Raw genomic sequence first — 25,193 nt, 5'->3', positions numbered from 1 at the left:
AGTTATTTACAATTGGATGTTGATTGTAATTATACTGACCACTACAAAATACAACTACCAAATAACGGAGGAGTTTACGGTATAGCGGATTTTTAATATATACGTAAAATTTCAGAAGGTTTTATTCCATATTTCTTTTTAAATGACTCTGAAAAATGACTTATATTTTTGTACCCAACAGTGATTGCCGTTTCAGTTACATTACTAGTTCCAGAACGTAATAAAAACATTGCCCGTTCCATTCGCTGTTCTCTTAAATATGCAAATGCAGATGTACCAAATAACTCTTTAAATCCCAGTTTTAATTTATAATCATTTAACCCTACTAACTTAGCTAGTTCTAATAATGATGGTGGTAATTCCATCCGCTGCATTAATATTTCTTCAGCACGTTTTATTTTATTTATATCACTTTTTGATAAAACTCTTCTTTTTATTTCATTACGATTCTTTAACAAAAACTTACCAAAATGGATGGAGAGTAATTCAAGCACTTTACTTTCCATTTCTAGTTGATATATACGATCTTGATGTGGAAAATCTATCATTTTTGAAATAATATTAGCTGATAGAGAGTCAATTGGACTTTGCAACTTTTTAAATGGGTTATTACCTAATATAGCGTGAAAATTAAGCATTCCTTCATCAGCATAATCCAACATAAAATGATTAAATAATGGTACAGGGATTCCAATAGCTAATGAATAAAGAGGCTTCTCTTTTTCATATTCAAATAACACTTCAAAATCATTAATAAAATATAAATAGCTATTTCCAGTCTTTAATTCATACGAAGAATGACCTACTTGTACCTCCGCAAAACCTTGCAAACAAAAATTAAGTTCCACCATTGCTGCATCCGATGCAAACTGAATATGGTGATTATTATGGAATTGAAAGTTTGATAACACAATTTCCATTCCAGAAAACGACGTCCACCTTCGTACTTCTCCTTTACCTAATATATTTGGTAAATACATATGTCTCTCATCTTCCATTTGTAATTCATGAAAATATTTATGAAAAATATCATGAAAACCGTTAGTCCTCATGAAATCCACACTCCTTTTATAAATAAACCATTAATTAATTGATAATATTTTTCAATTATAACAAATGTCTTTATACAATAAATAGCTATTCGCTATACAATTCGTTATGATAAAAGAAAAAGAAAGCGAGCAAAAAATGAATAAAAAAATCGCTGTTATTACTGGGGCTTCAAGTGGATTCGGACTTTTAACAACACTTGAGCTTGCGAAAAAAGACTATTTAGTTATCGCCACAATGCGAAACATTAATAAACAAAAAGATTTAATATCTCAAGCTACTAAACTCAACTTACAACAAAACATAAAAATTCAGCAATTAGATGTAACCGATCAAAACTCTATACATAACTTTCAATTGTTTTTACAAGAAATAAGCAGAGTAGACCTTCTCATTAATAATGCAGGATACGCAAATGGGGGCTTTGTAGAAGAAATTCCAGTAGAGGAATACCGTAAACAATTTGAAACGAACCTTTTTGGAGCTATTTCAATCACTCAGCTTGTTTTACCTTATATGAGAGAACAAAAAAGTGGGAAAATCATTAATATAAGCAGCATTAGTGGTCAAGTTGGATTCCCTGGTCTATCCCCTTATGTTTCTTCAAAATATGCATTAGAAGGATGGAGTGAATCCCTTCGTTTAGAAGTACAACCGTTCGGAATAGATGTTGCTTTAATAGAACCAGGTTCTTATAACACAAATATTTGGGAAGTAGGTAAACAACTAGCTACAAACCAATCTGATACATCTTCTCCTTACAAAGAATATATGGATAAAATACAAAAACATATTAATAGCGGCAGTGATACGTTTGGAAATCCGATAGATGTTGCTAATAAAATTGTAGAAATTGCTGAATCTAAGCGTGCGAATTTACGATATCCGATTGGCAAAGGTGTAAAATTTATGATCTTTGCGAAGAAGATTCTTCCATGGCGATTGTGGGAATACCTTGTTTTGAGAAGCTTCAAAAAAATGTAATTAACTTTTTGAAAGAGGTGCGCATCAAATGTTAGGTTTACCGTTTGGAAAAGTGTTTTTAGTTCCATGGACTGAAGAATGGCAAATTGAGTTTATGAAAGAGAAACGACTCATTGAAGAACAAATTAGCAAACATATTTTAGCAATACACCATATTGGTAGTACCTCTATTCCACATCTAAGTGCAAAGCCAATTATTGATATAGCAATCGAACTAAAAGATTATAAGGACGGTTTAACATGTATTAAAAAATTAGAATTACTAAACTATAAATACAGAAAAGATGTACTACCTGAACGATACTACTTTAATAAAGGAGAGCCAAGAACTCCTCAAATTCATATGTATGAACAAGGAAATACATATTTAATAGAACAATTACAATTCAGAGATTACTTAATAGAAAATAAAACTTCTCGTATACAGTATGAACAGTTAAAGATTCTACTTTCACAAGCTAATCCTAATGATAAACATCGATATGCAGAGGATAAAACAAATTTCGTTACATCCATATTAGCCAAAATAAAGTGAAACTTTAACCAGTGGGGGTTTTCTTCATCCCCCACTGGTTATCAGCCCTCACCAATCGGACTTTTAGGGGCAGTTGATCCCCCACCTAACTTCTTTGCTTTCGCTGAATTTTGAGGTGGGGGTCTTACTGCCCATTAAAGTGGGCTAAATGATGAATTTAAATAAGAAACCATTTAGTAGTAAATGGTTTCTTATTTATTAGTTATTTCACTATTTGTACCATCAATAATCACCTTATTATGCAGCAGGTGGAACGAAATAAACTAGTATTGAGATCATCAATATAAATGCAACCATTCCCGTTATCGAAAGTATATATTCTTTTGATTCTCTATCATACTTCCATTCCATCCATGCTCTTAAAGTACATGATATCCCTAAATAAGTGAACATGACATAAGCCATTTTAGAGTTTTCAAATTTAAACATATAATAACAACTACCTATTATATAAATAATAATAAGCCCTATTTCTAATTTTACATGTAAACTATTCACATGCTTATATCCAAAGAAGCCCCTTATCTCCATATTCAATTTTCTTCTTAAAAACTGTTCTAAGAAATATCCACCAATACCCAGTCCAATAATAAGCATCAAAATTGTAGAGGTACTCATTGTTGTTCCCCCTCCTATTACTTTATTTTATTTTTAGAAATAAAGTGGACTATATTTCGGTTATTCTCCTCTAAATAACTTACAATCCCTTCAGGATACGTTCGTTTCTCCTTTAATTCGTCTAGACTTTTCCAGATTAATATAATATCTTTATGTCTTATTTCATTTGTAATTCTCTCTTGAACAGTTCCCCAATGTAGCAATGTACAGTGATGTCCTTTTTCGTTTTTCCACTCAAAAATATGCTCATTTACAACGGCTAACTCTTGAACATCGAGCTTCAAATCGTATTCTTCCATTAATTCTCGCATTATTGCTTCTGTTGCTGTTTCACCAAATTGAATAGAGCCGCCTGGAAAACGATAAAATGTTTCGCTTAAATCACATTGTACAAGTACTTTAGAACGATCTTCATTTACAATCATTACTTCAGCACGTAATTTAGGATTTTTCATTTTGCCTCTCCATTCATTCCACATATGATTAAATCCAATAGCTATAAAAGAAGAAATTAAACATAATTCCTGTAATTATTAATAATGGAACTGTTCCTAAAGAAATGACATATTCCCTCGATTCTTTATCATATTTCCACTCCATATATGATTGAAAGCAGTATAAAGTTATTAAAAATAATATGGGTAAATTACTAATATAAATGGGATTTAAAGTGGCACATATCATTGTAACAATTATATAAGAAATGATAAGAACCCTAGTACCCCATTTATGAGAGTTGTTTACATATTTACTATTCCAGTCAGTTTGTTTCGGTATATTTAATTTTTTTCTCACTACTTTTTCCAAAATAACTACAAATATGATCCATAATACTAATAGAATTACTTTAACTAAAAACAGTGATGTCTCCTCCTTCACCTTTTATCCGGCTGATCACTTGGATATGTAGCATTCTCTTTGTTTTCAACGTCCCAACTAATAATTGTCGCACTATCTCGTCCGAATTGATGATGAACATGTTCTAATACATAATGAACACTTTCGTCAAGTTCTATATTATTTCTATTCATATCATTATATAGATTCAATGGTGTTTCATAATGACGTTTGCCGCATTCTAATACTCCATCTGTAACCATTACAATTCGATTCTTTCCAGTACGTAATTCACGAATTCCTGTTGAATAGCAAGGAACTGGTAAATGAAATGTGTTTACATTTCCAATCCATTCATAAAAATGACGCTGATTTAATGCATATTGTCCTAACTTATGTAATTCTTCATGAAATACATAAATGAGGCAATCGCCAATAGATAACCACCATATATAATTTTCTTTTCTTACACATATTAAGCAAGCTGTTTCACCTTTAATTTTTTGGCACTTTTCTTTAAATGAAGAGGACTGAAAAATTGTAAGTATATGATTTTCAACAGATCGAAATACTGTATCAATCGATTCATTCATCATTACTTTTATATTTTCAAATTCTTTTTGGATTGTATTTACTACTAAATCAACACTTTCCGCGCTATTATGTCCATCTAAAATAGCTGCAAATTCCCAATCACCATTTGACCAAACTAACGCGCCATCTCCGTTCTTTTTTGCTCCGGCATTTATATTCCCGCCATATGTACCGAGTACGATATCACCATATTGTTTTACTGAAACTTCGTCTAAACACATCTTCTTATTTCCAATCCATGAATATTGTCTATTATTTCTTGTATGCATTTTCACTCACCATATACTTTCGTATTCTTTCGCATAGTTTTTTGATTTTCTCTGCGTCACCATATGGCGCACCAGTCCATTTCGCTACTTCCGTTGGTGACCAAAACTCTTTGGGTGTATTTGGATAACGCGGTATGATGTGCATATGCATATGTGGTACACCATTCCCTGAAACAAAAGTGTAAATATGTTCTGCACCTTCACTTTCTTTTAGCGCTTTACTTACTCTACTTGTTATAAGTCCGAACGCTTTCGCTTCTTCATCTGTTAGTTCGGCAAGGCCAGGTACATGTCTTTTTATATCTATCATTACATAACCAAGGTATGTTTCTTCCCTATCCCAGTGGACATGTCCAACGTAAACGAGTTCATCTTCGAAAATAGCTCCACCTGGAACTGTAACGTTTCCTATATGTTTTTCGCAAATAAAGCAGTTTTGCTCTACTTGATTGTTTGTTGACATATCCATCACCAGCCTTTTTATTTATAATATCATAAAAAAAGGAAAAATAGGATTTGTATTCCGAAAATTCATTCTTTTAACGAAAAGGTTTTTTAAATAAATTTACAAACTCATTATTTCTTCAAAAATGCAAAGCCAATTACGATCCCTATCACAATTCCAATTACTAAATTACTAGTAAAGCCCCCTTGAAACACACCAATTACAACCCCTATAGCAACACCTATCGCCAAGGCATCATTTCTTTTTTTATTTTTAGTCAAAATTGCATCGCCTCCCATCGTTTCTCCCTAAACAACATACATTTACTTTAATGTATTAATATATTAACTATCTCAATTGAATATTCCCAAAAAATTCATTTTAACTTCACATATAATATTTCCTATTTTTTGTACATACTCCTTTTATAACAAAAAATTTCAAGTAACCATTAATTATACATAGGCATTTACTATAAGAAAGCTTCGTAATTTATTGAAGGAGGAACGATTTACATGCATCCTCATTGGAATCCAAATTTAAATCAACAATATGTGTATTCCCCCCATCCCGTAAGGAATACATTGCATCATGATTCGCAATATATGATGCAGCGTATCGCAAGTCTTGAAAGCCAATTAGCGAAATTAATCTCATTAATCGAAGAAAATAATCATTTAATTAAATCAATGGAACAGCAACAAAACCAAGTTTGTGCACCGGCTGGCGGTTCTGTTATCGTTCGTATGTAATCTTTTCAAACAAAAAACACACTTTGTATAATAAAGTGTGTTTTTTGTTTATCTTCTTTTTTGATGAAATCCTTGTGTAATGCGGTCTAATATAATTGCAATGACAACAATAGCTAGTCCAGCTTCAAATCCCATACCGATATTTACTTGTGTTACAGAGCGGTATACATCAACCCCAAGACCTGGTGCTCCTACAAGAGATGCTGTTACTACCATAGATAAAGAAAGCATAATGCTTTGATTCACACCTGCCATGATCGTTCCAGTTGCGAGTGGTAATTGTACTTTAAACAATTTTTGTGATGCGGTAGAGCCAAACGCATTCGCTGCTTCTATTAAATCTTCTGGAACTTGTCTAATTCCTAAGTCAGTAAATCGAATTGTCGGCGGCATTGCAAAGATTACGGATGCAATAATCCCAGGCACTACACCTACTCCGAAAAATGTAATCGCAGGAATAAGATATACGAACGCCGGCATTGTTTGCATAAAATCTAATGTCGGTTTTAAAAATTTTGAAAAACGTTCATTTTGAGATGCTAAAATACCAATTGGAATCCCGACAATGATTGAAATAATAACAGATGTGAGTACGAGCGCTAATGTTTGCATCGTTTGTGCCCAGTAGTTAATATTCAAAATAAATAATAATCCGATGAGTGTAAAAATAACTAAAGATACTTTTCTCGTTGTGTACCAAATGAGGAAACAAAGGATAATAATCATCAATATAGCTGGTATTATTGTTAAAAAATTAGTGAGTAAATCAACGAATCCGCCGATAATATAAGAGAACCCTCGGAATAAGCCTTCAAAGTGCTCGTATAAACTGGCAACAAATGAATCAACCCATTCCCCTAATGGAATACGTGGTATACTACTCATCGTCTTTCACCTCTTCCTCAATATTACCTGCAAGAGCTTGAATGACACTTTCACGTTTAATAATTCCTCTTAGTCTTTTCTTCTCATCAATTACGGGTAACGGATATTTCATCTCCGCCATTTTTGCATATGTTTCCTCAAGTAAAGTATCTACATACACATGCGGGATATCGTTCAGTAATAAATCAGCAATTGGCCACTGTTTTTGAACGGCTTTACTCGCATCGTCCGCAGTTAATATACCTAAAAATTCATATTTTTTGTTAACAACATATACAGTTGATACACCAGCGTTCCTCATAATTTGAAGTGCTACACGTGGTCCACGATCAATCAATAATGTCTCTGGTCGTTTTAAAATAGATTCCGCCGTAATGACTTTTCCTAAATTCACGTCCGCCACGAACTTCTCGACAAATTCATTGGCAGGACTCATCATAATTTCTTCCGGTGTTCCAATTTGAACAATCTCTCCATCTTTCATTAATGCAATCCGATCTCCAATTCGAAGCGCTTCATCTAAATCATGCGTAATAAATATAATTGTCTTCTCCATTTTATCTTGCAGTTCTAACAATTCATCTTGCATTTCTTTTCGAATAAGTGGATCTAATGCACTAAATGACTCATCCATTAACAATACATCTGGATTATTTGTTAATGCCCTTGCGATTCCAACGCGCTGCTGCATACCGCCACTAAGTTGACTTGGATAATTATCTTTATGATGATCGAGTCCTACTAGCTGTAGCGATTCTAATGCTTTATGCTCTCGTTCCTCTACTGGAACTCCTTGAATTTCTAACCCGTACGCAACATTTTGTATCACTGTACGATGCGGAAATAAAGCGAACTTTTGAAATACCATGCTCATCTTCGTTCTTCTTACTCTTCGCAACTCTTCTTTCCCCATCGTTGCGATATCTTCACCATCTATGTATATATGCCCCGCTGTTGGTCTAATTAATTGGTTTAACATTCGAACTAACGTAGATTTCCCGCTACCAGACAACCCCATAATTACAAAAATTTCTCCCGTATATACTTCAAACGTTGCCTTTTTTACACCAACGTTCATTCCTGTCTCTTTCAAAATTTCCGATTTGCTTTTTCCTTCTTTTAATAAAGTAAGCGCTTTTTGCGGGTGTTTCCCAAATACTTTTGTTACGTTTTCAACACGCACCTTTGTATTATCCATGTCACTACTCCTTTTCTACCCATCTATTCACATAGTGTTGCGATTTTGCAAAGAAATATTACATAAAAATGACATTCATAAGATTTCTTTAAAATTCTCGTTTCCGTTCATAATAAGAATGCTTACTTATACATTTATTTAAAAAGGCAAACGTTTCTTAGGAGGGTTTCAATGAGAAAGAAAATATGGCTTATATGCCTTGCATTATTTATTACTATGATTTTCTCTTCATGTAATGCAACAAATGCAAATTCGAAAGGAAAAATTAAACTTGGTGTAACAAGTTGGAAAGAAAACATTGCAACGGCAAACATGTGGAAAGTTTTATTAGAACAAAAAGGTTACAAAGTTGAACTCATGTATTTAGAAAAAGCGGCAATTTGGACTGGCGTTGCTCGCGGTGATGTTGATGCTAATTTAGAAGTGTGGCTACCCGTTACGGATAAACCGTTAAATGCTCGTTATAAAGATGATATAGTCTTAAAATCCAAATGGTATGAAGGTACTGGACTTGGCCTCGTCGTCCCTTCTTATATGAAAAACATTAATAGTATTGAGGATTTAAATGCACATAAAGATGAGCTAGATAACAAAATTGTCGGCATCGAACCCGGTAGTAGTCTTATGAATTTAACGAACAAAGCAATGAAGGAATATGATATTAAATTAAAACTTGTCCAATCTTCTGAAGCTGCGATGATGAGTGAACTAAAGAAAGCATATACGAAAAAGAAACCAATCGCTGTTACGCTTTGGAATCCGCATTGGGGCTTTTCGGAATTTGACTTAAAATATTTAAAAGACCCTAAGAAAGTATATGGTGAAAAAGATGACATTTATTACTCTGTTCGTAAAGGTTTCGAAAAAGATCATCCGGATATCATAAAATACTTTGACAAATGGAAAATGAACGATGAACAGCTTGGTACATTAATGGTCATGTTAAATAAAACGAAAGACCCTGAAGAAGCGGCGCGAAAATGGATTGAAAAGAATCAAGCGCTAGTTGATGAATGGGTAAAAGATTAACAAAACAGGCTAGAGGGTTAGCATATCCTCTAGCCTGTTTTATCTTATTTTTTCGTAACAACATCATCTACAATCCCATATTCTTTCGCTTCTTCTGCAGTCATAAAATAATCTCTTTCTGTATCATGTGCTACTCTTTCAATTGATTGCCCTGTTTTTTCTGCAATCATTTTATTAATATCACGCTTTAACTTTAGTATTCTTTTCGCTGTTATTTCAATTTCTGTTGCCTGACCTTGCGCACCACCAAGTGGCTGATGAATCATAATTTCACTATTAGGGAGTGCAAACCGTTTTCCTTTTGCACCTGATAATAATAACAATGCACCAAATGATGCTGCAAATCCCATGCATAGCGTTTGTACATCTGGTTTAATGAGATTCATCGTATCTAATATGGCAAAACCTGCTGTCGTTGAGCCGCCTGGGCTGTTAATGTATAAAAATATATCTTTCTCGGCATCTTCCGCTTCTAAAAATAATAATTGAGCTACGACACTACTTGCTACTTGGTCATTTATTTCTGAACCGATAATAATAATGCGGTCTTTTAATAACCTTGAATATATATCATAAGAACGTTCTCCTAATTTCGTTTGTTCTACTACATATGGAATTGCATTCATTTTGAATCCCTCCAATAATTGTTATGCCGCGCAAAGCATACAACTGTAGGAAGAAGGTTTTTTTGCATTAAATAATAAGACTGGCTGTTTAGATGGTAACTTAGTAAAATCTATTGTCGGAAGAAGCTTTGTTAACAATTCCGGTTTTTCCTCACGAATAGACGTTACTACAACTTCAATATCATCTGTGAATTCTACAATCTCAATCCCTTCTTCACTTACAGTTTTCAGCCTATTTCTACTCCGAAATAAAGAAGCTTTTACTGCACCTTCTGTTACGGAACATACTTTAGCAATATCAGCGATACTATATTGAAAAACATCCTTTAATAATAAAATTGTGGACTGTTGCACATTGAGTGACGCTAATACTTTCCCTACCATTTCATGCAAATCTGCAATGTTCTCTTGTGGTTCTTCAAAAGTAATTTGTCCCTTTATTTTTTCATGAACTGATTTTGATTTCATCTGATCTATCCAGCGATTTCTAGCTATTTTATATACAAGTGTCATACAAATATCTTTATTACTATATTTTTGAAGAACTTTACAAACTGTTTCTTGGGCAAGGTCTTCGCCGTCCCATTTGTTTTTTGTTAAAAATGTACAGTACCTTTTCAATTCTCCGTATTGCTCAATTAAAAAATTTATATTTGAATGATTCATATCGATATGATTTTTAAAAATATGAGTTACTTTTGTGCACAAAATAACCACTCCTTTTCAGCGCTTACTTAATTAACGATTCAACAAATAAAAAAGTTACGGGGCATATAAAAAAATTATGTTTATGTTTAATAATTCGCGGTCATAAATATGTTATGTACAATATTACGTGAGGAGGAACAAATTTGCCAAAATTAACAATTGAAGGTGCGGGAACTTTTGATGTAAAAGAAGGCACAAAGTTAGTATTAGCGATTGAAGATAACGGGGTACACATTCTTCATCGCTGCGGTGGGAAAGCCCGCTGCACAACTTGTAGAGTAGAAATTATTGCAGGTGAGTTTTGTGAAGCGAATTCTAATGAAAAAAATGCGATTACGGAAAAGGGAATTGAAGATCACTTACGTTTATCATGCCAAATGCACGTACATAAAGATATTGTCGTTCGCCCTATACTTACAGTAGAAAATTCTGGTCTTGATGCAGGCCCGCGTCCAGCAGAATAATATGCTAAATTTAAAACAGCTCGCTGGTGAATATGCTGCTAGCTTTGTAAAAGATGGGATGAAAGTTGGACTTGGTACAGGTTCTACTGTATATTGGACGATACAAAAATTAGGTGAGCGTGTTAAAGAAGGATTATCATTTCAAGCTGTACCAACGTCAAAAGAAACGGAAAATTTAGCTAAACAACTATCTATTCCATTAATCTCCTTAAATAAAATGAATATACTCGATCTTACAATCGATGGTGCAGATGAAATTGATTCAAATTTACAACTTATAAAAGGTGGTGGTGGCGCATTACTTCGTGAAAAAATCGTTGCCTCCTCCTCTAAAGAACTAATTATCATTGCTGATGAATCAAAACTCGTAACGCATTTAGGCACTTTCCCATTACCAATTGAAATTACACCTTTTTCATGGAAACAAACGGAAAGCAAAATTCAAGCTTTAGGTTGTCAAACAACATTACGTCTAAAAAACAATGAAGCGTTTATTACCGATAACAATAACATGATTATTGATTGTGTATTCCCTCATAACATAACGAATCCTTCCAACATACACACGCAATTAAAAATGATTACAGGCGTAGTTGAAACAGGATTGTTTGTTAATATGACTAGTAAGGCGATTATTGGAACAAAAAATGGAATAAAGGAATTATAATGAAGGCTGACTCTTACTGTCAGCTTTTTATATTTTTTCTTTATAGCGTGGTATTATGATATACTATGAAAACAAAAGCACATCACACTAGAAAGGGCTGAATAATTTGCACTCCAAACTCATAACAGAACTTACAGATTTAGAAACTGCCTTTCATATTCGAAAAGAAGTATTTGTAAAAGAACAAAATGTCCCTCTTGAAGATGAATTCGATACATTCGATGAAATCGGTGAGGAATGTAAACATATTTTAGTTTATTATAACGAGCTTCCTGTAGGTACAGGTCGTATACGATTTGTTGATGGTGCCGGAAAATTAGAACGCATTTGTATTTTAAAAGACTATCGTAAATACGGATTAGGAAAAGTAATAATCAAGGCGTTAGAAGAAATTGCTCGTGACAAAGAAGCAACAAAAGTAAAACTACACGGTCAAACACAAGCTGAAGGATTTTATACAAAACTAGGTTATCAAACTTCTTCAGATGTATTTATGGAAGATGGCATTCCACACGTTCTTATGACGAAAGTATTATCATAATAAAAAGGGTAATATATGAATTCATATACTACCCTTATTTATTAATAGAAAAGTAAATTCTCAATATTTCCTTTTGCATCAAAGCCCATCATCTCTTAGTTCATATCTAGGTAAAGCTTACACTGTTTTCCATAATGATAAGGCATAAATCCAGTTTGGATCCCCATTTCCTTGATAACTCTGGACTGCTTCATATACTTTTCCTTCGTGTAGAACTCTATCTCCCTTTTCATATGCTTTCTTTGCATCCCACTCTTCATATGAAGCGCTTTCAGTTTTTGTGGTAATTACGAATATATCACTCTGTACGGATTCATTTCCAGCTACATCAACAGCTTTCACTACATATTTATAAGTAGTATTAGGAAGTAAATTTTTATCCATATAAGAAGTCGCATTGGATGTTGCAATCTTTTTCATTGATCCTTCTGTTTCTCTATAAATATCATAATGGTCTACACCAATATTATCGTCAGAAGGACTCCACATTAGATCCACACTTGACGCTGTCGTTCCCATACTATGTAATCCCTTTGGTTGTGTTGGTGCTTCTGTATCAGGAGTCTCGACAGTTGTTTTTACTGTAAGCGATTGGCTTTCTTTCGATACATTCCCAGCTGCGTCGATCGCTTTTACAATATAAGAATACTCTGTACTCGCTTGTAATTTTTTATCAATAAAATGAGTGCCTGGTACTGTGTCAATCATCTCTCCGTTACGGAAGATTTGATACCCTTTTACCCCTACATTATCCGTAGAAGAGTTCCATGTTAGTTCTATACTATTCGCTGTTACTTTTTGTGCCTGAATTCCATTTGGACTACTTGGAGCTTCTATATCTGGTTTCACATCATTGATAAGATTAACATCAATAACATTATAGAATGCATTTGCTGTATCAGCTACATCCCATACTGCTAAAATCACATGGTATCCACTTCTATCAGTAGGTACATTAACTTTGTGAGTTAAATGATTTGAGGCTGCAGAACCATCATGTTGGACAGTTCCAATTGGTTCAAAATCTGCTCTTGTAAGTGATTTATTTGGGTTCCATCCTTTTTTGGTAATATAGTAATGCCATTTACTCGTTAAGTGAGGCGCTGTATATTTCCAAGTAAAACTATTTTCTCCGCCTGTGATTGTATTTTTAAACCAACGATTTTCAGTTTGCTGATCTAAAATACCGCCAAATTTTCCGCCTGCAGAAGCGATTTGTCCATCAACTGGGCCACCTTGCGGGAATCCTTTTGGTGCTTCTAAGCTTTGCGGTTCATACATAACACTTCCGCAATTTACATTTAGTGCGCCATAAGTTGGACTACATAAAGCAGATCGGCTGCCAGGATTTTCAACAAAACCGTGCGCGTATGCATTTTGAGGAATAAGTGTCGAGCCAATAATTCCGGCTGTTAATGCAACAGCTCCTAGACTTTTTTTGTTCATTTTCATGTTTTGTAGTTGTTTTAATAATCGATTATTCATGTTCCTGTCCCCTTCTTGTTATACTTTGTAGTGTAATGTGGGCTTCGATGTAAAAGAATAACAAGAGACAATCTTGTATCGATGTATGTGTTCATTATGCATACACCGCAGTGAAAATATATTTCATTTCTTGTGAAATATTTCACTTGATGAATATATCATGACATAGAAATCATCAAAGTATGTGCAGAAGTTGTGCAGAAATGATGAAAGCATTAGTAACACGTAAAACTATGGTCCGAATTTTAAAAACAGAATATTTAACATTTCAAAACAACGAATTCTCCGCTTCATATAAAAGAAGAGTGTCTATATCATTTCATATAGACACTCTTCTCATGTATAATTTTCTATTTATTACTGACCTACAAATGTAGAAATTTCATCAACAGCTTGTTTATACCCACCGGATTTTCGGAAAGACTCCTTCAAATTCAAAGCAGCTTCTTTAAATGAAGGATTATTTAATATGAGTTCTACACTTTCACGTAGTTGTTCTTCAGTTAGTTCATTCATTGACAACTTGACCCCAGCTCCAAGATTCTCCACTTGCTTTGCGATAACTGGCTGATCTGCACTTTGCGGAATTACAATAAGCGGAATCCCGTTATATAGTCCTTCATGTGTACTGTTCATCCCGCCGTGTGTAATAAATAACTTTGTATATGTAAGTAGTTTTGTTTGTGGTACATAATTTTTCACAATGAAGTTTTTAGGAATTTCACCTAAATCACTTATTTTCGTTTTATTACCAATAGACATCACAATAGTATGATTACTATTCTTGAACGCCTTCAAACATAATTTATAAAAATCAAGCGCTTCATTAAAAACAGTACCTAACGAAATGTAAATCAAGCTTTTTTCTTCAATTACAGGAAAATCTAACTCTTCATTTTTTACTTGTGTAGAGATAGATGATCCTACAAATGTAAATGTTTCATCAAACATATCTCCAAAAGGTTGGAACTCCTTTATTGTATACACAATAGTAAGTGGAGCTGGATTACAGAAAACTTCATACGGCGAGTTTATTTTAACACCGTATTTTTCCGCAATTCCCTTAGTTAAGCTTTCAAAATCATTACGTATCCTATCTTGATCTTCCACTGGGATATTTTTAGACAAGTGGGCTAACATTTGTTCAAATGCTTTTTCATCCTGTGCAAAAGATGTACAAGAATTTATTGCTGGAAGCTTTAGAATTTGAGCAATTATATGGCCACAGCCAAACATCGAATCGTGAATAATATAATCAAAATGTTCCCCTTCAATTTGCTCTAGAACATTAGGTATCACAACATCCACTGTATGCAAAAGGCCGTTAATTCTTTCTAATAAATAATTTCGACCACCGGAAAGAAAAGCTTTTATAAACTTTTGCTCGTCAATTGTTCGTACAGTAGCACCTGCCTTTTCAATGCGCTCTCTAAAAGATTCTATTGAAAAATAAATTACCTCTTCCCCACGTGAAACTAATTCTTCTACAACTTGCAATGTTGGATTTGTATCTACTAATAATTGTTTTTCAAAATAATTTTCACTGGTAAACTTTGTAAAATACATAAAAGGATGATGAATGGAGTATATAAATTCTCCACCAGGCTTCAATACTCGATGAAACTCCTGAAATACATTATCCCAATTTTCTAAGTAATGAAGTGTTAACGAACTTACAATAACATCAAATGTATTATCTTCAAATGGTAATACTTCTTGCAGGTCATGACAAAAAAACGTTGCTTTATTACCCATACTTTCCTTTGCAGCTTTTACCATTTCAGAACTTACGTCAATTGCAGTAACGTTTGCTCCTCTTTCTATAAATTGAGAAGTATACCATCCAGCTGCACATCCAGCATCTAGTATACTCTTCCCTTCTAAATTCTTTGGAATCATCTCCATCATCGTTGGTCTTTCGTAATAACTGTTATATGGATTTGCCACATCTAAATTTTCTTTATATGTACTCGCTAATTTATCATATGTACCTTTGATCGTGTCTTTCAATACATCCACCCCTTATACATACTAATCTAATAACTCTTGCTGCTTTTTCTTTGAAAATGATTGTAGAACTAAATCATATGACCAATCGATCATCTTATTAATTTGCTCTTGCTCTACACCTTTATGTATATACACTGTATTCCAATGTTTTTTATTCATATGATAACCAGGAATTATGGTTTCTGGGAAGTCTTCTCTTAACCTTAGTGCAAGTTCTGGGTCACATTTTAATGTAATCGCTGCTTTTTCTCCTTCTTCATGGTTTACAATCGCAAATATTTTATTATTAAGCCTCATACATGTTGCATTCCAACCATCTGGTGAATCTTCTGTCGCTTTTCTTTTCGATAAACAATATGTTCTAATTGCATTCATTCTTATTGGCACCTCTTATTCTTTCACGATTTGATTACGATGCATTACAATTTGCTTTGTCGCTTGAAATTGCTGTTCACCGTAAAACTTTAATAATTTCTCTCCGCAAAATAGACTAACAATATGAACATGAGATATTTCTTGAAGTAATATTGTAAGCATCTTCTCTCCAATACCTTTATTTCTTACATTCTCATGTACGACAACATCTTCTATGTACGCTCGAAAGACACCATCAGAAACAACTCTAGCAAATCCGATTAATTCATTTTCTTCCCATACCCCAATCGCTATACTATACTTTAACATTTTTTGAATATCGATTTCTTTTCTTTCTGGCCACCAACCGACAGAGTCATAAAGTTTTTTTATTTTTTCTACGCAAATTGGTTGTTCATGTTGCAATTTATACGTGTGCATTTTCCTTCTCCCATCAAATTGCTCATTATATATAATTTGTCTTACTTTACTTCTTTCAATATAAAACTATAGAATCCAACCTGTTACAAAAAAACTTCATAAAATAAATTTATAATATCGATTTTACAATTGCAATCGTTACTCTCATTCTTTCATATTAACTATATCGAATATACAGAATAAGAGAAAATCAATGAATATAACACCAAAAGTATTTCTATAATAATATTTAACTATTAAAACTTGAATTCCTTGCAAAAAATGGTAAAGTTAATTAGGTAAAAAAATACATAAAGTGAGGCGATCTTTTGAAAAAGTTTAGTTTATTACTAACAGCATTTGTCATAATCTTATCGTTATTCATCCCTAATCTTACAAGTGCTAAATCTTTCCCAGATGTCCAATCTAATCATTGGGCAATTAAAGAAATTAACTATTTATCGGATAAAGGTATCATTAAAGGTACGCCAGAAGGTACTTTTAAACCAAGTGAAGATGTAACTCGTGGACAAATGGCCTTAATGCTAGATTTATCATTAAAATTAGAAAAACCATCTAGCTATAATCATATTTTTTCCGATGTAGCCAAAGGTATCTATTACTATGATTCTGTACATAAGTTAGCACATAATAACATTGTACAACGTGAAACAAACTATTTTCCTGACCGCTCATTAACTCGTGCAGAAATGGCAGTAGTTCTTGTTAAAACTTTTAATTTAAAGCCTACAGGAGCAGACGTCAATTTCCCTGATGTTCCATCTAATCATTGGGGTTACAATTATGTCAAAATTTTAGCTCAAAATAATATCACTACTGGATTGCCTGATGGTACATTTGGTCCAGGTGTAAAAGTAACTCGTGAGCAATTCGCTGCATTTTTGGCTCGTGTATTAGAACCAAACTTCCGTCCAGCTCTTCCTAAGCCTAAAGGTAACTTAGAGGTTCATTATATTGATGTCGGACAAGGTGATGCTACTTTTATTAAATCTCCAAGTGGAGAAACTATCCTTATTGATGCTGGTAACAACGGAAAAGGTAAAGTAGTAGCGAATTATCTAAAAGGATTAGGATTCCAAACTATTGATTATATGATCGCTACGCATCCTGATGCTGACCATGTAGGCGGATTAGATGAAGTCCTATACTCTATGAATGTAAAAAACGTTTACGCCCCGAAAGTAAGTCATACGACACAAACGTTTAAAGACTTCCTAACTGCAGTAGCTAACAAAGGATTAACAATTAAAGAAGCAAAATCTGGAGTTACTTTACCAATCAATGGTTTAAACTCACAATTTTTAGCTCCCGTTAAAGAATATGGTAACGATCTAAATGAGTGGAGTGCTGTATTAAAAGTAACACACGGTAGCAAATCCTTCTTATTCACAGGTGATGCTGAATCTAAAAGTGAGAAAGATATGGTTACGACACATGGTTCTAACCTAAAATCAGATGTATTAAAACCAGGTCATCACGGAAGTAAGACATCTTCTTCTCAGCTATTTTTAGATGCAGTGAAACCAAGTATTGCCGTGATCAGTGCAGGTGCAGGTAACCGCTATGGCCATCCTACACAGGAAACTTTAGCAAAGTTAAATTCAATGTCTGTTAATGTATATAGAACTGATTCCAACGGAACTGTAGTTATTAATAGTGATGGTTCTAACATTTCTGTAAGAACGGAGAGATAGTTATGAAAAGAGGTATTATTGACCGCTTTGAAGGCGAACTAGCAGTTATTGAAATGAATAACGTAACAATTGATGTACCTAAATCCAAACTCCCTTCCACTGCAACAGAAGGTGATGTTCTTATAATCAAGGATGATACGTATACAATTGATAAGGACGAAACAGATAAAAGAAGACGTGAAATCCAAAATTTAATGAATAAACTATTTGAATAGCAAAAAAAGAGCCCTCCAACAGGATGGCTCTTTTTTTGCACACATAGTAACTAATTATTTTTTATTATTTAACTTCATACCACCAACCTTTTCGATCAAGCCAGCCTTTCATAGCGTTTAATTGCGTATCGCTAGTAGGTTCAGTAACAAAATACGTTAAACCATCCGATTGTAAAATGAAGGTAGCAGTCATTTTTAAAGAAGTTAATGCTCCCATAACATCTGGAGTTTCATGAGGTGAAAAGGCTCCAGATTGAATGATATTTTGTTTCGAAACTTGTGCTTGTATGTTTTCTTGTTTTGGTAACGATTCAGTAAACCAAGAAAGTGGCTTATTTCCTATCAATTGGTTTAAATCACATTTACCGATACCTGGTACATTACCTGTCTCAGTGTATTGCCAAATATCACAAGGATATGCTGGTTTATTGCCGCCATACCTAGGAATCCATAGAAAATCACTTTTTACGTTCGCCATACCGAAAGGCTCATATACATGATGCCCAACATATAAGCCAATTTTCTTAGCACCTAGTCGGCGTAACTCGTCGATAAAAGCTTGTGTACCAGCTCTCATATCATCCATTGTTTTCACTTCTACATCAGCCACCCAAACTGTAGCACTCTTATCACCGCGATTCCAAAAGTCTTGCGCTTCTTTCTTCGCATCAGCAATTGAAATAAAGCGGCAGAATGCATAGTTACCAAATGGAATATTTCTATTTTTCATTGCTTGGACATAATTTTTATATAAAGGATCTACATAATTTGATCCATCTTGTACCCTAGCGATTACGAAATCTAGTTGTGGAGCGGCTACATCCCAGTTAATGTTACCGTTCCATTTTGAAATATCTACAATGTAACCCATCGCTTAACACCTCCTTTTTTATTATTATATTCAGAGCTCGTCTTATTGCTCTTCTGCTCTAAAAAATTCAACAGCATTGTTAGAAAAACCTATACAACAAGTGTCTTCTACAAAGACAGTAACTCATTTCAAATAAAAAAGAAAATCATAGTTCTACGAATCGTACTATTTGTTTCCATAATTGCATCAGATTAAGTAGTTGCTATAAACAAAAGAAAAAAGCATCACCTTATTGGTGATGCTTTTAATATCCACTTTTCTTCTAGAGCACGAATACGTTTCCTATAACCTCTTCTCTAAAAAGTGTTGACTATGTCCTTTAGGATGATCTTCAACAACACCGTATTCTCGGTAGCCATGCTTTTTATAAAAGTCTGGTGCTTGAAAACTAAATGAATCTAATAATATTAATCTACAACCTTTGTCCTTCGCAATGTCTTCGATTTTATGTAACAGTTGACTACCATAACCATCATGACGAACTGTTTCATCAACCCATAAAAAATCTATATGAAGATGATAAAAATACATCGTTCCTGTTACCCCACCAAATATTTTTCCATCCTCATCTTTCACTACGAAACTCACTTGTTCCATCGGCTGTTTTGCTTCATCTGTTAAAATAGACATGTTATATTGAATTACTTTATTTTTTATGTATTCTCCTTCAGCGCGAGTACCATTTTCTATGTGTTTCATATCTTTCTTCCTTTCAACTTAATAAGCTACCTTTAATTTTTACTTTTCCTTTTTAAAATACTAATAAACACGAATCCACCATAAGTAACAAAGCATGAAAAACCAATGATCCCTGGTACAGAGACATAACCTGTTCTTATATAACTAATAACGGCAAAGCAAGCGATAGACAATAAAATAGATGGCCAAAATATAAGAGCTGTTTTTCTTCGTCTCTCTTTCGATATATTTTCCTTCTCTTCAGAAATACGTGTGCCAAAAAGCAATACAATACAAATAAGGATTGCTGCAAAGTAAATTGTATTTAATGACAAATTATGATCGTAAATCGCAATTCCAACTTCCAAAGCAATAATTGTTAAAATCAATATAATGATTGTTGAAGTTTTTAAGTTACGTTTCAATCTCTCACCCCTAGCATGCCTTCACTATCCTTTTTGTATATACATATTCAAACTTCTTTTTATATTGTTTTATCATCTTCTTAAAATTCAATATAGAATATTAAAAACCTTTTTTTGTTAAATGATATTTATACATACAATAAAAAAAATAGCATGAAATTTCTCCATGCTACCTTTCTAAAATACATAATTCGCATAATGCAAACATTTACTCTTCCGTAGGCTTTTTAGGACCATTAAGCTCCAATTGATAAAAAGCTAAATCTAACCACCTATTAAACTTATAACCAGCCTTCTTAATTGTCCCCGCATGAACAAATCCATAGTTTTCATGTAAGGCAATGCTTTTCTTATTTTCTGCATCAATTCCAGCAATTAAGATCATATATTCCCTATCTCTTGCAACTGTGATCAATGCTTTCATTAAAGAAGTTCCTATCCCATTTTTTCTATATTCCTTATGAACATACACAGAATGCTCAATTGAATATTTATAGGCAGGCCAAGCTCTAAATGGCCCGAATGTCGCAAACCCTACTACTTTATTATCTAATTCGTATACTAAAATTGGATAACCTTCAGCCTTTTTTTGTTCATACCAGTCTATTCTATTTTCAAGGGTTACAGGTTTATACGTATATACGGCCGTTGTATACAATATAGCATCATTATAAATATCTAACATGTATGTTACATCTTGTTTCCTTGCTTCCCTTATCATCACTTTCTTCCTTTCCTCTAATTTCACTCCTATATACGAATACGAGCTTTTCGGAAACCATCAAATATATTTAAGACAGCAGATAAAATGTAAATGATAATACCTCCACCAATTAACCACTTTTTAAATTCCTCTGGAGAAGTAGTAAACACATTTGCCACATACGTAATAAATCCTTCGTTAAATAAATGTGGATTTACTACAATTACAATGAATACTATTGTTCCAGCTATTTGAAGAAAAGCATTCCCAATTGCCAACTTTTTCGTCCATTGTCCCTGTACTAACTTATAAAGAGATATACCTATTTCAAAAACAATTATAATTACAACGATTGGCCAATACTGAAGTAACACATCTTGATTAAAAGTTGGCGCGACAAACTTCAGTCCGTTTTCTGTACCATGATATACACCTACAAGATGATTTGCATAAAAATATAGTGTTGCCCATATTGCCGTCCACATTAACCCGCCAAATACTTCGAACTTTGAGATCGACTTTTTCTTTGGAACATACGAAGTATTTTTTAAATCATCAGGCGTCCATTTTTTTAAACTTGTCGTCAACGGTTGGGTACCTTTGTCTTTATCAGTTCTTTCTAAAATTGCAAATACAAGTGTCAACCAGAAAAACACATGGAGGCCTACTTCGATAATTTCCCCAATTCCTTTACCTATCACATTTAAAATAACGTTTAATACCGCTTGCTCACCATTATATCCAACAAAATTTTCTGCAACCATTGCAATGAGAGCGATAACAGCTGCAATTGGTATGATCATTTTTAATAATGTCGTATATACATCAAAATAACGTGGTCCAATTAAATGCATCGGTCTATCCAAATATCCATTAGCCAACGAAACTGGACTTCCCAATTTTTCAAGAACTCTTTTTTCATCGTCTTCATTATAATCATCAGGTAACATATCCTCGATTGTTGACCGTAGTTCAAGAGTAATATCTTCACGATTTTTTTCAGGTAATCTCTTCGCTACTTCCTCGACATACATATCAATCAAGTTCATTTTTGTCCTCCTCCTTTAATAAGTTATAAAGTTCTTTCGAATCCTTTATCCATTCTTTCTTCAGCTGCAAAAATATCTCTAATCCGTATTCACTTAAAACGTAATACTTACGAGGTCTACTCTCCGTTTTATCCCAACTACTCGTTACTAGCTCCTGCTTTTCTAATCGGCGAAGTAGTGGATATAACGTACTTTGATCGATTGTAATCCCTGATTGTTCCAATAATTGGACAAGTGAATACCCATACTGCGGTGTTCTTAACTGGCTTAAAACCGCTAATGTTAATGTACCTCTTCTTAGTTCAGTAATTAACGAATTTAATAAAGCATCCATTCACTCACCTCATTTTCATTACTATATGTCATACAGTATATGTTTTATACTATGTATCGTACAGTATTAATGTGATAAAAACAATACGTATTTACAAAAAATAGATAATAAAAAAGCACAAACTTATATAATTTGTGCTTTTCTGGCTATTTAAATGCTTATAACAATCTTAATTTTGTACCTCTTGTAATATAAACTCTCCATTTTCTTTAATAAATGGGGTAACATTTACAATTGCCTCAATATGAATTACTCCATATACATGCGGATATTCTTGACCGTTAGAAGCAAGTTCATATTTTATTTCTGCTTTTATTAAGGATGGATCAATTGTCAGTAATAAAACATCTTCTTCATGACTAAAATGTTTTTCAGCAACTTCTAAAGCTTGTTTTAAAAATGAACAATGAATAAATCCCTCTTCTTTTAGTGAAGTTTCATTAATTTCTCCATTTATCTTTGCAATTTCCCAATTTCTTTTTGTTATTACCTTTGTAATCATAGTTAGTTTCTCTCCAAGTCTTTATATAGAAAAACAAGAGGTTCTTCTTTTTGTTACTAGAAAACCCTCTTGTTTTTCATATTTATTTTAATCCTTTTATTAAAGGCGATGCTTCTCCGCTATGGAAAATCCATAAATCATGGAGTGATCTTGTACATCCGACATACAATAACTTCGCATCGTGTTTTGTATTTTTGTAATGTTCTTCATCAACATCAATTAGTAGAACCGCATCAAATTCTAGCCCTTTCGCCAAGTATACAGGTACTACTGAAATACCACCTTCATATTTACTTTGATCTGCTTCTATGACGTTTACAGCCAGTCCTACATTTGTTAATTTCTCATATATATCGCGGCATTCATGGTCTGTTCTTCCTATTACCGCAATTGTTTTCACAACTTCATTTTGTAGATGCTTTAACGTCTTCATAATCTCATTAAATTGATCTTCTGTATGGATTACTTTAACATCTTCACCACTACGAAAAACTGGTGTTGCGAGCCCAACTGGAATTTCTGCATTTTTAATAATCTCGTTCGCAAATTCAATAATTTCTTTTGTAGAGCGATAACTTCTCGTCAGTTCATAATAACCTGTTTCTTGGAATACTTCCTTAAAAGCACCCCAATCTTCAATTCCTTGATAATCATAAATTGCTTGAGATAAATCACCTAATATAGTGAAAGAATTACCTAGTGTAATTTCTTTTAATACATACACTTGAAATGGTGAGAAATCTTGTGCTTCATCAATAACGACGTGATGGAATTTCTGTCCGATTTCAATACCTGTTATGCGGTGATGTATGTAAATTAAAGCAGGTAGATCTTCTACATACACTTCTTTTTTACGACAATTCTTTTCAGTTTCTTTCACAAGTTCTTCAGGTAATACTTCGAGTATTTCTTTACTTTTCAATATTGAGCTATATAGTGAAAGTGCGCTCATTTTCGGCCAAAACTTCATATATGTGTTCAATCTCTTTGTCGCTTCTTTTTTTAGTAATTTCTTCTCGTTTGTTTCTCCATACTTTTTCAGTTCAATTTCAATCCAGCGCTTCATTCGGCCGACTAATCTTTCTCTTCTTTTCTTTAATGGATAATGTTTATATTCAACTTGCATCCATTTTTTTATGTCTTCTACTGGAATAATAGCTTTGTCCCATGCTTCAAAATCACTTGTTGGTACGAATTCTTTTTCAAATTGGACCATTCTCTCTTCAATAAAGGACTTAAATTCCAGCGTGCCTTTCAATTTACCGAGCATAACCTTTTCTTCATCACGATTAATAGAAAATGCTTCTTTCAACTTTTCTTCTGTTTGTTTTAGTTTCACCGAATCATCTAACGTACGTAATGCCCAATCTGCAAATGTTGTTTGACTAATATTCCCTACACCTAATTCCGGAAGCACACTCGAAATATAGTCTAAAAACAGACTATTCGGAGCAAATACAATCATTCTCTCAGCTTCTAATTGCTCACGGTATTCATAAATTAAAAAAGCAAGGCGATGTAAAGCAATCGTTGTTTTTCCGCTCCCTGCAACCCCTTGAATTAATAATGGTAAGTTTCTTTCCGCACGAATAATATCATTTTGCTCCGATTGTATTGTCGAAACAATATCCTTTAGTTTATTATCTTTATTCTCACCTAATCGATATAGAAGAAAATCATCGGCATGCGAAACATCTTCATTTCCTTTTACATATGTATCAACAACACGTTCTAGTTCTCTTTTTCGAATAGAGATGTTTCGTTTTAAATACACATCACCTTCTACTAATCCGTCTGGTGATTCATAAAACGCTAATTCCTCCCCACCGGTAAATGAATAAAACATACTTGCGACAAGGTGCCCGCCAATCAATTACAATTGGTTTCATTGTATCTTTATGTGAAACACCTACTTTACCGATGTAGATTGGCATAATATCTTCCTTGCCATCCTCCTGAAAATCTAATCTTCCAAAGTACGGTTCTTGCACTCCAATACGTAAGTTTTGTCTATTAGATTCTCTCATACTTTCTAGAATTTGTTCTTTAAAATCTTCTCCATAATAAACCGGAATGTTTTCGAGCTGTTCTAATTGATCATCCATCGTACTTAACGTATCTTTCATTTTTTGTAACTCTTCTTCAAAAATGTTGTTCATTTGATGATTCCCTCCTGTCCGTTCTAATTTTTCAGTCGAGATACAATTGTATTAAAAATCCATTCATAAAG

General features: G+C 33.5%; 31 protein-coding genes and 1 pseudogene. 9 read left to right on the top strand and 23 right to left on the bottom strand.

What is annotated here, in order from left to right:
• Positions 1-92 precede the first annotated feature (92 nt).
• Complete coding sequence (locus tag PDL00_RS18040; RefSeq protein WP_270730497.1) at positions 93-1,052, bottom strand: helix-turn-helix transcriptional regulator; 960 nt, start codon at positions 1,050-1,052, stop codon at positions 93-95.
• Between the two features lie 136 nt (positions 1,053-1,188).
• Between PDL00_RS18040 and PDL00_RS18035 the strand changes: the two genes are divergently transcribed.
• Both PDL00_RS18035 and PDL00_RS18030 read left to right on the top strand, forming a co-directional pair.
• Entirely contained in the window at positions 1,189-2,034 is an 846-nt protein-coding gene (locus PDL00_RS18035; RefSeq protein ID WP_242252479.1) for an oxidoreductase, read from the top strand.
• A gap of 28 nt (positions 2,035-2,062) precedes the next feature.
• Complete coding sequence (locus tag PDL00_RS18030; RefSeq protein WP_270730496.1) at positions 2,063-2,569, top strand: GrpB family protein; 507 nt, start codon at positions 2,063-2,065, stop codon at positions 2,567-2,569.
• 237 nt (positions 2,570-2,806) lie between these two features.
• Here the strand turns inward: PDL00_RS18030 and PDL00_RS18025 are convergent, their stop codons facing one another.
• The 6 genes from PDL00_RS18025 to PDL00_RS18000 all read right to left on the bottom strand — a co-directional run bounded on the left by PDL00_RS18025 (position 2,807) and on the right by PDL00_RS18000 (position 5,631).
• Positions 2,807-3,187: a DUF4181 domain-containing protein gene (locus PDL00_RS18025; protein WP_242252484.1), complete on the bottom strand. Its 381-nt coding sequence runs from the start codon at positions 3,185-3,187 to the stop codon at positions 2,807-2,809.
• A gap of 17 nt (positions 3,188-3,204) precedes the next feature.
• Positions 3,205-3,642, bottom strand: coding sequence for an NUDIX domain-containing protein (locus PDL00_RS18020; RefSeq protein WP_242252486.1), 438 nt, complete (start codon positions 3,640-3,642; stop codon positions 3,205-3,207).
• A 28-nt stretch (positions 3,643-3,670) separates the two neighbouring features.
• On the bottom strand, positions 3,671-3,994 hold the full coding sequence (locus tag PDL00_RS18015) for a DUF4181 domain-containing protein (protein ID WP_270730543.1): 324 nt from the start codon (positions 3,992-3,994) through the stop codon (positions 3,671-3,673).
• Positions 3,995-4,062: 68 nt separating this feature from the next.
• Positions 4,063-4,887 (bottom strand): PP2C family serine/threonine-protein phosphatase, encoded by an 825-nt coding sequence (locus PDL00_RS18010; protein WP_270730495.1) that lies wholly within the window; start codon positions 4,885-4,887, stop codon positions 4,063-4,065.
• A complete protein-coding gene (locus PDL00_RS18005; RefSeq protein ID WP_270730494.1) occupies positions 4,871-5,350 on the bottom strand; it encodes an HIT family protein in 480 nt (159 codons plus the stop codon). Before PDL00_RS18005 ends, PDL00_RS18010 begins: the two co-directional genes overlap by 17 nt.
• A 113-nt stretch (positions 5,351-5,463) precedes the next feature.
• Complete coding sequence (locus PDL00_RS18000) at positions 5,464-5,631, bottom strand: septum formation initiator (protein ID WP_242252495.1); 168 nt, start codon at positions 5,629-5,631, stop codon at positions 5,464-5,466.
• A 216-nt stretch (positions 5,632-5,847) separates the two neighbouring features.
• On the opposite strand from PDL00_RS18000, the gene PDL00_RS17995 reads away from it, so the two are divergent.
• Positions 5,848-6,084, top strand: coding sequence for a hypothetical protein (locus PDL00_RS17995; protein ID WP_242252497.1), 237 nt, complete (start codon positions 5,848-5,850; stop codon positions 6,082-6,084).
• Positions 6,085-6,132: 48 nt separating this feature from the next.
• Here the strand turns inward: PDL00_RS17995 and PDL00_RS17990 are convergent, their stop codons facing one another.
• Both PDL00_RS17990 and PDL00_RS17985 read right to left on the bottom strand, forming a co-directional pair.
• Positions 6,133-6,969 (bottom strand): ABC transporter permease, encoded by an 837-nt coding sequence (locus PDL00_RS17990; RefSeq protein WP_073515292.1) that lies wholly within the window; start codon positions 6,967-6,969, stop codon positions 6,133-6,135.
• The gene (locus PDL00_RS17985; RefSeq protein WP_270730493.1) at positions 6,962-8,167 is read right to left on the bottom strand and encodes a quaternary amine ABC transporter ATP-binding protein; all 1,206 of its coding nucleotides are present in this window, start codon (positions 8,165-8,167) and stop codon (positions 6,962-6,964) included. Before PDL00_RS17985 ends, PDL00_RS17990 begins: the two co-directional genes overlap by 8 nt.
• Positions 8,168-8,338: 171 nt before the next feature.
• Here PDL00_RS17985 and PDL00_RS17980 point away from each other — a divergent pair, with 171 nt between their 5' ends.
• The gene (locus PDL00_RS17980) at positions 8,339-9,196 is read left to right on the top strand and encodes a glycine betaine ABC transporter substrate-binding protein (RefSeq protein WP_242252503.1); all 858 of its coding nucleotides are present in this window, start codon (positions 8,339-8,341) and stop codon (positions 9,194-9,196) included.
• A gap of 44 nt (positions 9,197-9,240) precedes the next feature.
• Here PDL00_RS17980 and clpP read toward each other — a convergent pair whose 3' ends face one another.
• Both clpP and PDL00_RS17970 read right to left on the bottom strand, forming a co-directional pair.
• Entirely contained in the window at positions 9,241-9,822 is a 582-nt protein-coding gene (gene clpP, locus PDL00_RS17975) for an ATP-dependent Clp endopeptidase proteolytic subunit ClpP (RefSeq protein WP_071723406.1), read from the bottom strand.
• Between the two features lie 21 nt (positions 9,823-9,843).
• Positions 9,844-10,530, bottom strand: a complete 687-nt coding sequence (locus PDL00_RS17970; protein ID WP_242252505.1) for an RNA polymerase subunit sigma-70 — start codon at positions 10,528-10,530, stop codon at positions 9,844-9,846.
• A 143-nt stretch (positions 10,531-10,673) separates the two neighbouring features.
• Between PDL00_RS17970 and PDL00_RS17965 the strand changes: the two genes are divergently transcribed.
• The 3 genes from PDL00_RS17965 to PDL00_RS17955 all read left to right on the top strand — a co-directional run bounded on the left by PDL00_RS17965 (position 10,674) and on the right by PDL00_RS17955 (position 12,202).
• The gene (locus PDL00_RS17965) at positions 10,674-10,994 is read left to right on the top strand and encodes a 2Fe-2S iron-sulfur cluster-binding protein (RefSeq protein ID WP_063263086.1); all 321 of its coding nucleotides are present in this window, start codon (positions 10,674-10,676) and stop codon (positions 10,992-10,994) included.
• A 1-nt stretch (position 10,995) separates the two neighbouring features.
• Positions 10,996-11,661, top strand: coding sequence for a ribose 5-phosphate isomerase A (gene rpiA / locus PDL00_RS17960; RefSeq protein WP_242252507.1), 666 nt, complete (start codon positions 10,996-10,998; stop codon positions 11,659-11,661).
• A 106-nt stretch (positions 11,662-11,767) separates the two neighbouring features.
• Positions 11,768-12,202, top strand: a complete 435-nt coding sequence (locus PDL00_RS17955) for a GNAT family N-acetyltransferase (RefSeq protein WP_242252517.1) — start codon at positions 11,768-11,770, stop codon at positions 12,200-12,202.
• Positions 12,203-12,319: 117 nt separating this feature from the next.
• Here the strand turns inward: PDL00_RS17955 and PDL00_RS17950 are convergent, their stop codons facing one another.
• The 4 genes from PDL00_RS17950 to PDL00_RS17935 form a co-directional block, all read right to left on the bottom strand.
• The gene (locus PDL00_RS17950; protein WP_242252524.1) at positions 12,320-13,687 is read right to left on the bottom strand and encodes a lytic polysaccharide monooxygenase; all 1,368 of its coding nucleotides are present in this window, start codon (positions 13,685-13,687) and stop codon (positions 12,320-12,322) included.
• Between the two features lie 357 nt (positions 13,688-14,044).
• On the bottom strand, positions 14,045-15,634 hold the full coding sequence (locus tag PDL00_RS17945; RefSeq protein WP_442868340.1) for a macrolide family glycosyltransferase: 1,590 nt from the start codon (positions 15,632-15,634) through the stop codon (positions 14,045-14,047).
• Positions 15,635-15,718: 84 nt separating this feature from the next.
• A complete protein-coding gene (locus tag PDL00_RS17940) occupies positions 15,719-16,072 on the bottom strand; it encodes an MmcQ/YjbR family DNA-binding protein (RefSeq protein WP_242252539.1) in 354 nt (117 codons plus the stop codon).
• Positions 16,073-16,087: 15 nt separating this feature from the next.
• Positions 16,088-16,492, bottom strand: a complete 405-nt coding sequence (locus PDL00_RS17935) for a GNAT family N-acetyltransferase (RefSeq protein WP_242252550.1) — start codon at positions 16,490-16,492, stop codon at positions 16,088-16,090.
• Between the two features lie 308 nt (positions 16,493-16,800).
• Between PDL00_RS17935 and PDL00_RS17930 the strand changes: the two genes are divergently transcribed.
• A complete protein-coding gene (locus PDL00_RS17930) occupies positions 16,801-18,186 on the top strand; it encodes an S-layer homology domain-containing protein (protein WP_270730491.1) in 1,386 nt (461 codons plus the stop codon).
• 2 nt (positions 18,187-18,188) lie between these two features.
• Entirely contained in the window at positions 18,189-18,401 is a 213-nt protein-coding gene (locus tag PDL00_RS17925; protein ID WP_242252554.1) for a DUF3006 domain-containing protein, read from the top strand.
• 64 nt (positions 18,402-18,465) lie between these two features.
• Here PDL00_RS17925 and PDL00_RS17920 read toward each other — a convergent pair whose 3' ends face one another.
• The 8 genes and pseudogenes from PDL00_RS17920 to PDL00_RS17885 form a co-directional block, all read right to left on the bottom strand.
• Entirely contained in the window at positions 18,466-19,272 is an 807-nt protein-coding gene (locus PDL00_RS17920) for a GH25 family lysozyme (RefSeq protein ID WP_242252556.1), read from the bottom strand.
• A gap of 282 nt (positions 19,273-19,554) precedes the next feature.
• Complete coding sequence (locus PDL00_RS17915) at positions 19,555-19,971, bottom strand: GNAT family N-acetyltransferase (RefSeq protein ID WP_242252558.1); 417 nt, start codon at positions 19,969-19,971, stop codon at positions 19,555-19,557.
• 32 nt (positions 19,972-20,003) lie between these two features.
• Complete coding sequence (locus PDL00_RS17910; RefSeq protein WP_242252560.1) at positions 20,004-20,375, bottom strand: hypothetical protein; 372 nt, start codon at positions 20,373-20,375, stop codon at positions 20,004-20,006.
• 208 nt (positions 20,376-20,583) lie between these two features.
• On the bottom strand, positions 20,584-21,096 hold the full coding sequence (locus tag PDL00_RS17905; protein WP_242252563.1) for a GNAT family N-acetyltransferase: 513 nt from the start codon (positions 21,094-21,096) through the stop codon (positions 20,584-20,586).
• A gap of 29 nt (positions 21,097-21,125) precedes the next feature.
• Positions 21,126-22,127, bottom strand: coding sequence for an HAAS signaling domain-containing protein (locus PDL00_RS17900; protein ID WP_242252565.1), 1,002 nt, complete (start codon positions 22,125-22,127; stop codon positions 21,126-21,128).
• Complete coding sequence (locus tag PDL00_RS17895; protein ID WP_060486712.1) at positions 22,114-22,461, bottom strand: PadR family transcriptional regulator; 348 nt, start codon at positions 22,459-22,461, stop codon at positions 22,114-22,116. The genes PDL00_RS17900 and PDL00_RS17895 overlap by 14 nt, the downstream gene beginning before the upstream one ends.
• Positions 22,462-22,630: 169 nt before the next feature.
• Positions 22,631-22,963: a DUF952 domain-containing protein gene (locus tag PDL00_RS17890; protein WP_242239696.1), complete on the bottom strand. Its 333-nt coding sequence runs from the start codon at positions 22,961-22,963 to the stop codon at positions 22,631-22,633.
• 82 nt (positions 22,964-23,045) lie between these two features.
• Positions 23,046-25,122, bottom strand: a pseudogene (locus PDL00_RS17885) (HelD family protein).
• Positions 25,123-25,193 lie beyond the last annotated feature (71 nt).

Source organism: Bacillus cereus group sp. TH152-1LC (genome assembly GCF_027710505.1).
Classification (GTDB): Bacteria; Bacillota; Bacilli; order Bacillales; family Bacillaceae_G; genus Bacillus_A; species Bacillus_A mobilis.
This window is presented reverse-complemented; position numbering and strand designations above follow the sequence as displayed.

Coding starts and splice junctions, on each gene's coding strand:
- PDL00_RS18030 (WP_270730496.1), top strand. CDS start 2,063: ATGTTAGGTTTACCGTTTGGAAAAGTGTTTTTAGTTCCATGGACTGAA.
- rpiA (WP_242252507.1), top strand. CDS start 10,996: ATGCTAAATTTAAAACAGCTCGCTGGTGAATATGCTGCTAGCTTTGTA.
- PDL00_RS17895 (WP_060486712.1), bottom strand. CDS start 22,461: ATGGATGCTTTATTAAATTCGTTAATTACTGAACTAAGAAGAGGTACA.
- PDL00_RS17920 (WP_242252556.1), bottom strand. CDS start 19,272: ATGGGTTACATTGTAGATATTTCAAAATGGAACGGTAACATTAACTGG.
- PDL00_RS17950 (WP_242252524.1), bottom strand. CDS start 13,687: ATGAATAATCGATTATTAAAACAACTACAAAACATGAAAATGAACAAA.
- PDL00_RS18035 (WP_242252479.1), top strand. CDS start 1,189: ATGAATAAAAAAATCGCTGTTATTACTGGGGCTTCAAGTGGATTCGGA.
- PDL00_RS17905 (WP_242252563.1), bottom strand. CDS start 21,096: ATGATAAGGGAAGCAAGGAAACAAGATGTAACATACATGTTAGATATT.
- PDL00_RS18000 (WP_242252495.1), bottom strand. CDS start 5,631: ATGGGAGGCGATGCAATTTTGACTAAAAATAAAAAAAGAAATGATGCC.
- PDL00_RS17985 (WP_270730493.1), bottom strand. CDS start 8,167: ATGGATAATACAAAGGTGCGTGTTGAAAACGTAACAAAAGTATTTGGG.
- PDL00_RS17990 (WP_073515292.1), bottom strand. CDS start 6,969: ATGAGTAGTATACCACGTATTCCATTAGGGGAATGGGTTGATTCATTT.
- PDL00_RS18020 (WP_242252486.1), bottom strand. CDS start 3,642: ATGAAAAATCCTAAATTACGTGCTGAAGTAATGATTGTAAATGAAGAT.
- PDL00_RS18025 (WP_242252484.1), bottom strand. CDS start 3,187: ATGAGTACCTCTACAATTTTGATGCTTATTATTGGACTGGGTATTGGT.
- PDL00_RS17980 (WP_242252503.1), top strand. CDS start 8,339: ATGAGAAAGAAAATATGGCTTATATGCCTTGCATTATTTATTACTATG.
- PDL00_RS18010 (WP_270730495.1), bottom strand. CDS start 4,887: ATGCATACAAGAAATAATAGACAATATTCATGGATTGGAAATAAGAAG.
- PDL00_RS17925 (WP_242252554.1), top strand. CDS start 18,189: ATGAAAAGAGGTATTATTGACCGCTTTGAAGGCGAACTAGCAGTTATT.
- PDL00_RS17995 (WP_242252497.1), top strand. CDS start 5,848: ATGCATCCTCATTGGAATCCAAATTTAAATCAACAATATGTGTATTCC.
- clpP (WP_071723406.1), bottom strand. CDS start 9,822: ATGAATGCAATTCCATATGTAGTAGAACAAACGAAATTAGGAGAACGT.
- PDL00_RS18040 (WP_270730497.1), bottom strand. CDS start 1,052: ATGAGGACTAACGGTTTTCATGATATTTTTCATAAATATTTTCATGAA.
- PDL00_RS17890 (WP_242239696.1), bottom strand. CDS start 22,963: ATGATTACAAAGGTAATAACAAAAAGAAATTGGGAAATTGCAAAGATA.
- PDL00_RS17940 (WP_242252539.1), bottom strand. CDS start 16,072: ATGAATGCAATTAGAACATATTGTTTATCGAAAAGAAAAGCGACAGAA.
- PDL00_RS17935 (WP_242252550.1), bottom strand. CDS start 16,492: ATGCACACGTATAAATTGCAACATGAACAACCAATTTGCGTAGAAAAA.
- PDL00_RS17900 (WP_242252565.1), bottom strand. CDS start 22,127: ATGAACTTGATTGATATGTATGTCGAGGAAGTAGCGAAGAGATTACCT.
- PDL00_RS17915 (WP_242252558.1), bottom strand. CDS start 19,971: ATGAAACACATAGAAAATGGTACTCGCGCTGAAGGAGAATACATAAAA.
- PDL00_RS18005 (WP_270730494.1), bottom strand. CDS start 5,350: ATGTCAACAAACAATCAAGTAGAGCAAAACTGCTTTATTTGCGAAAAA.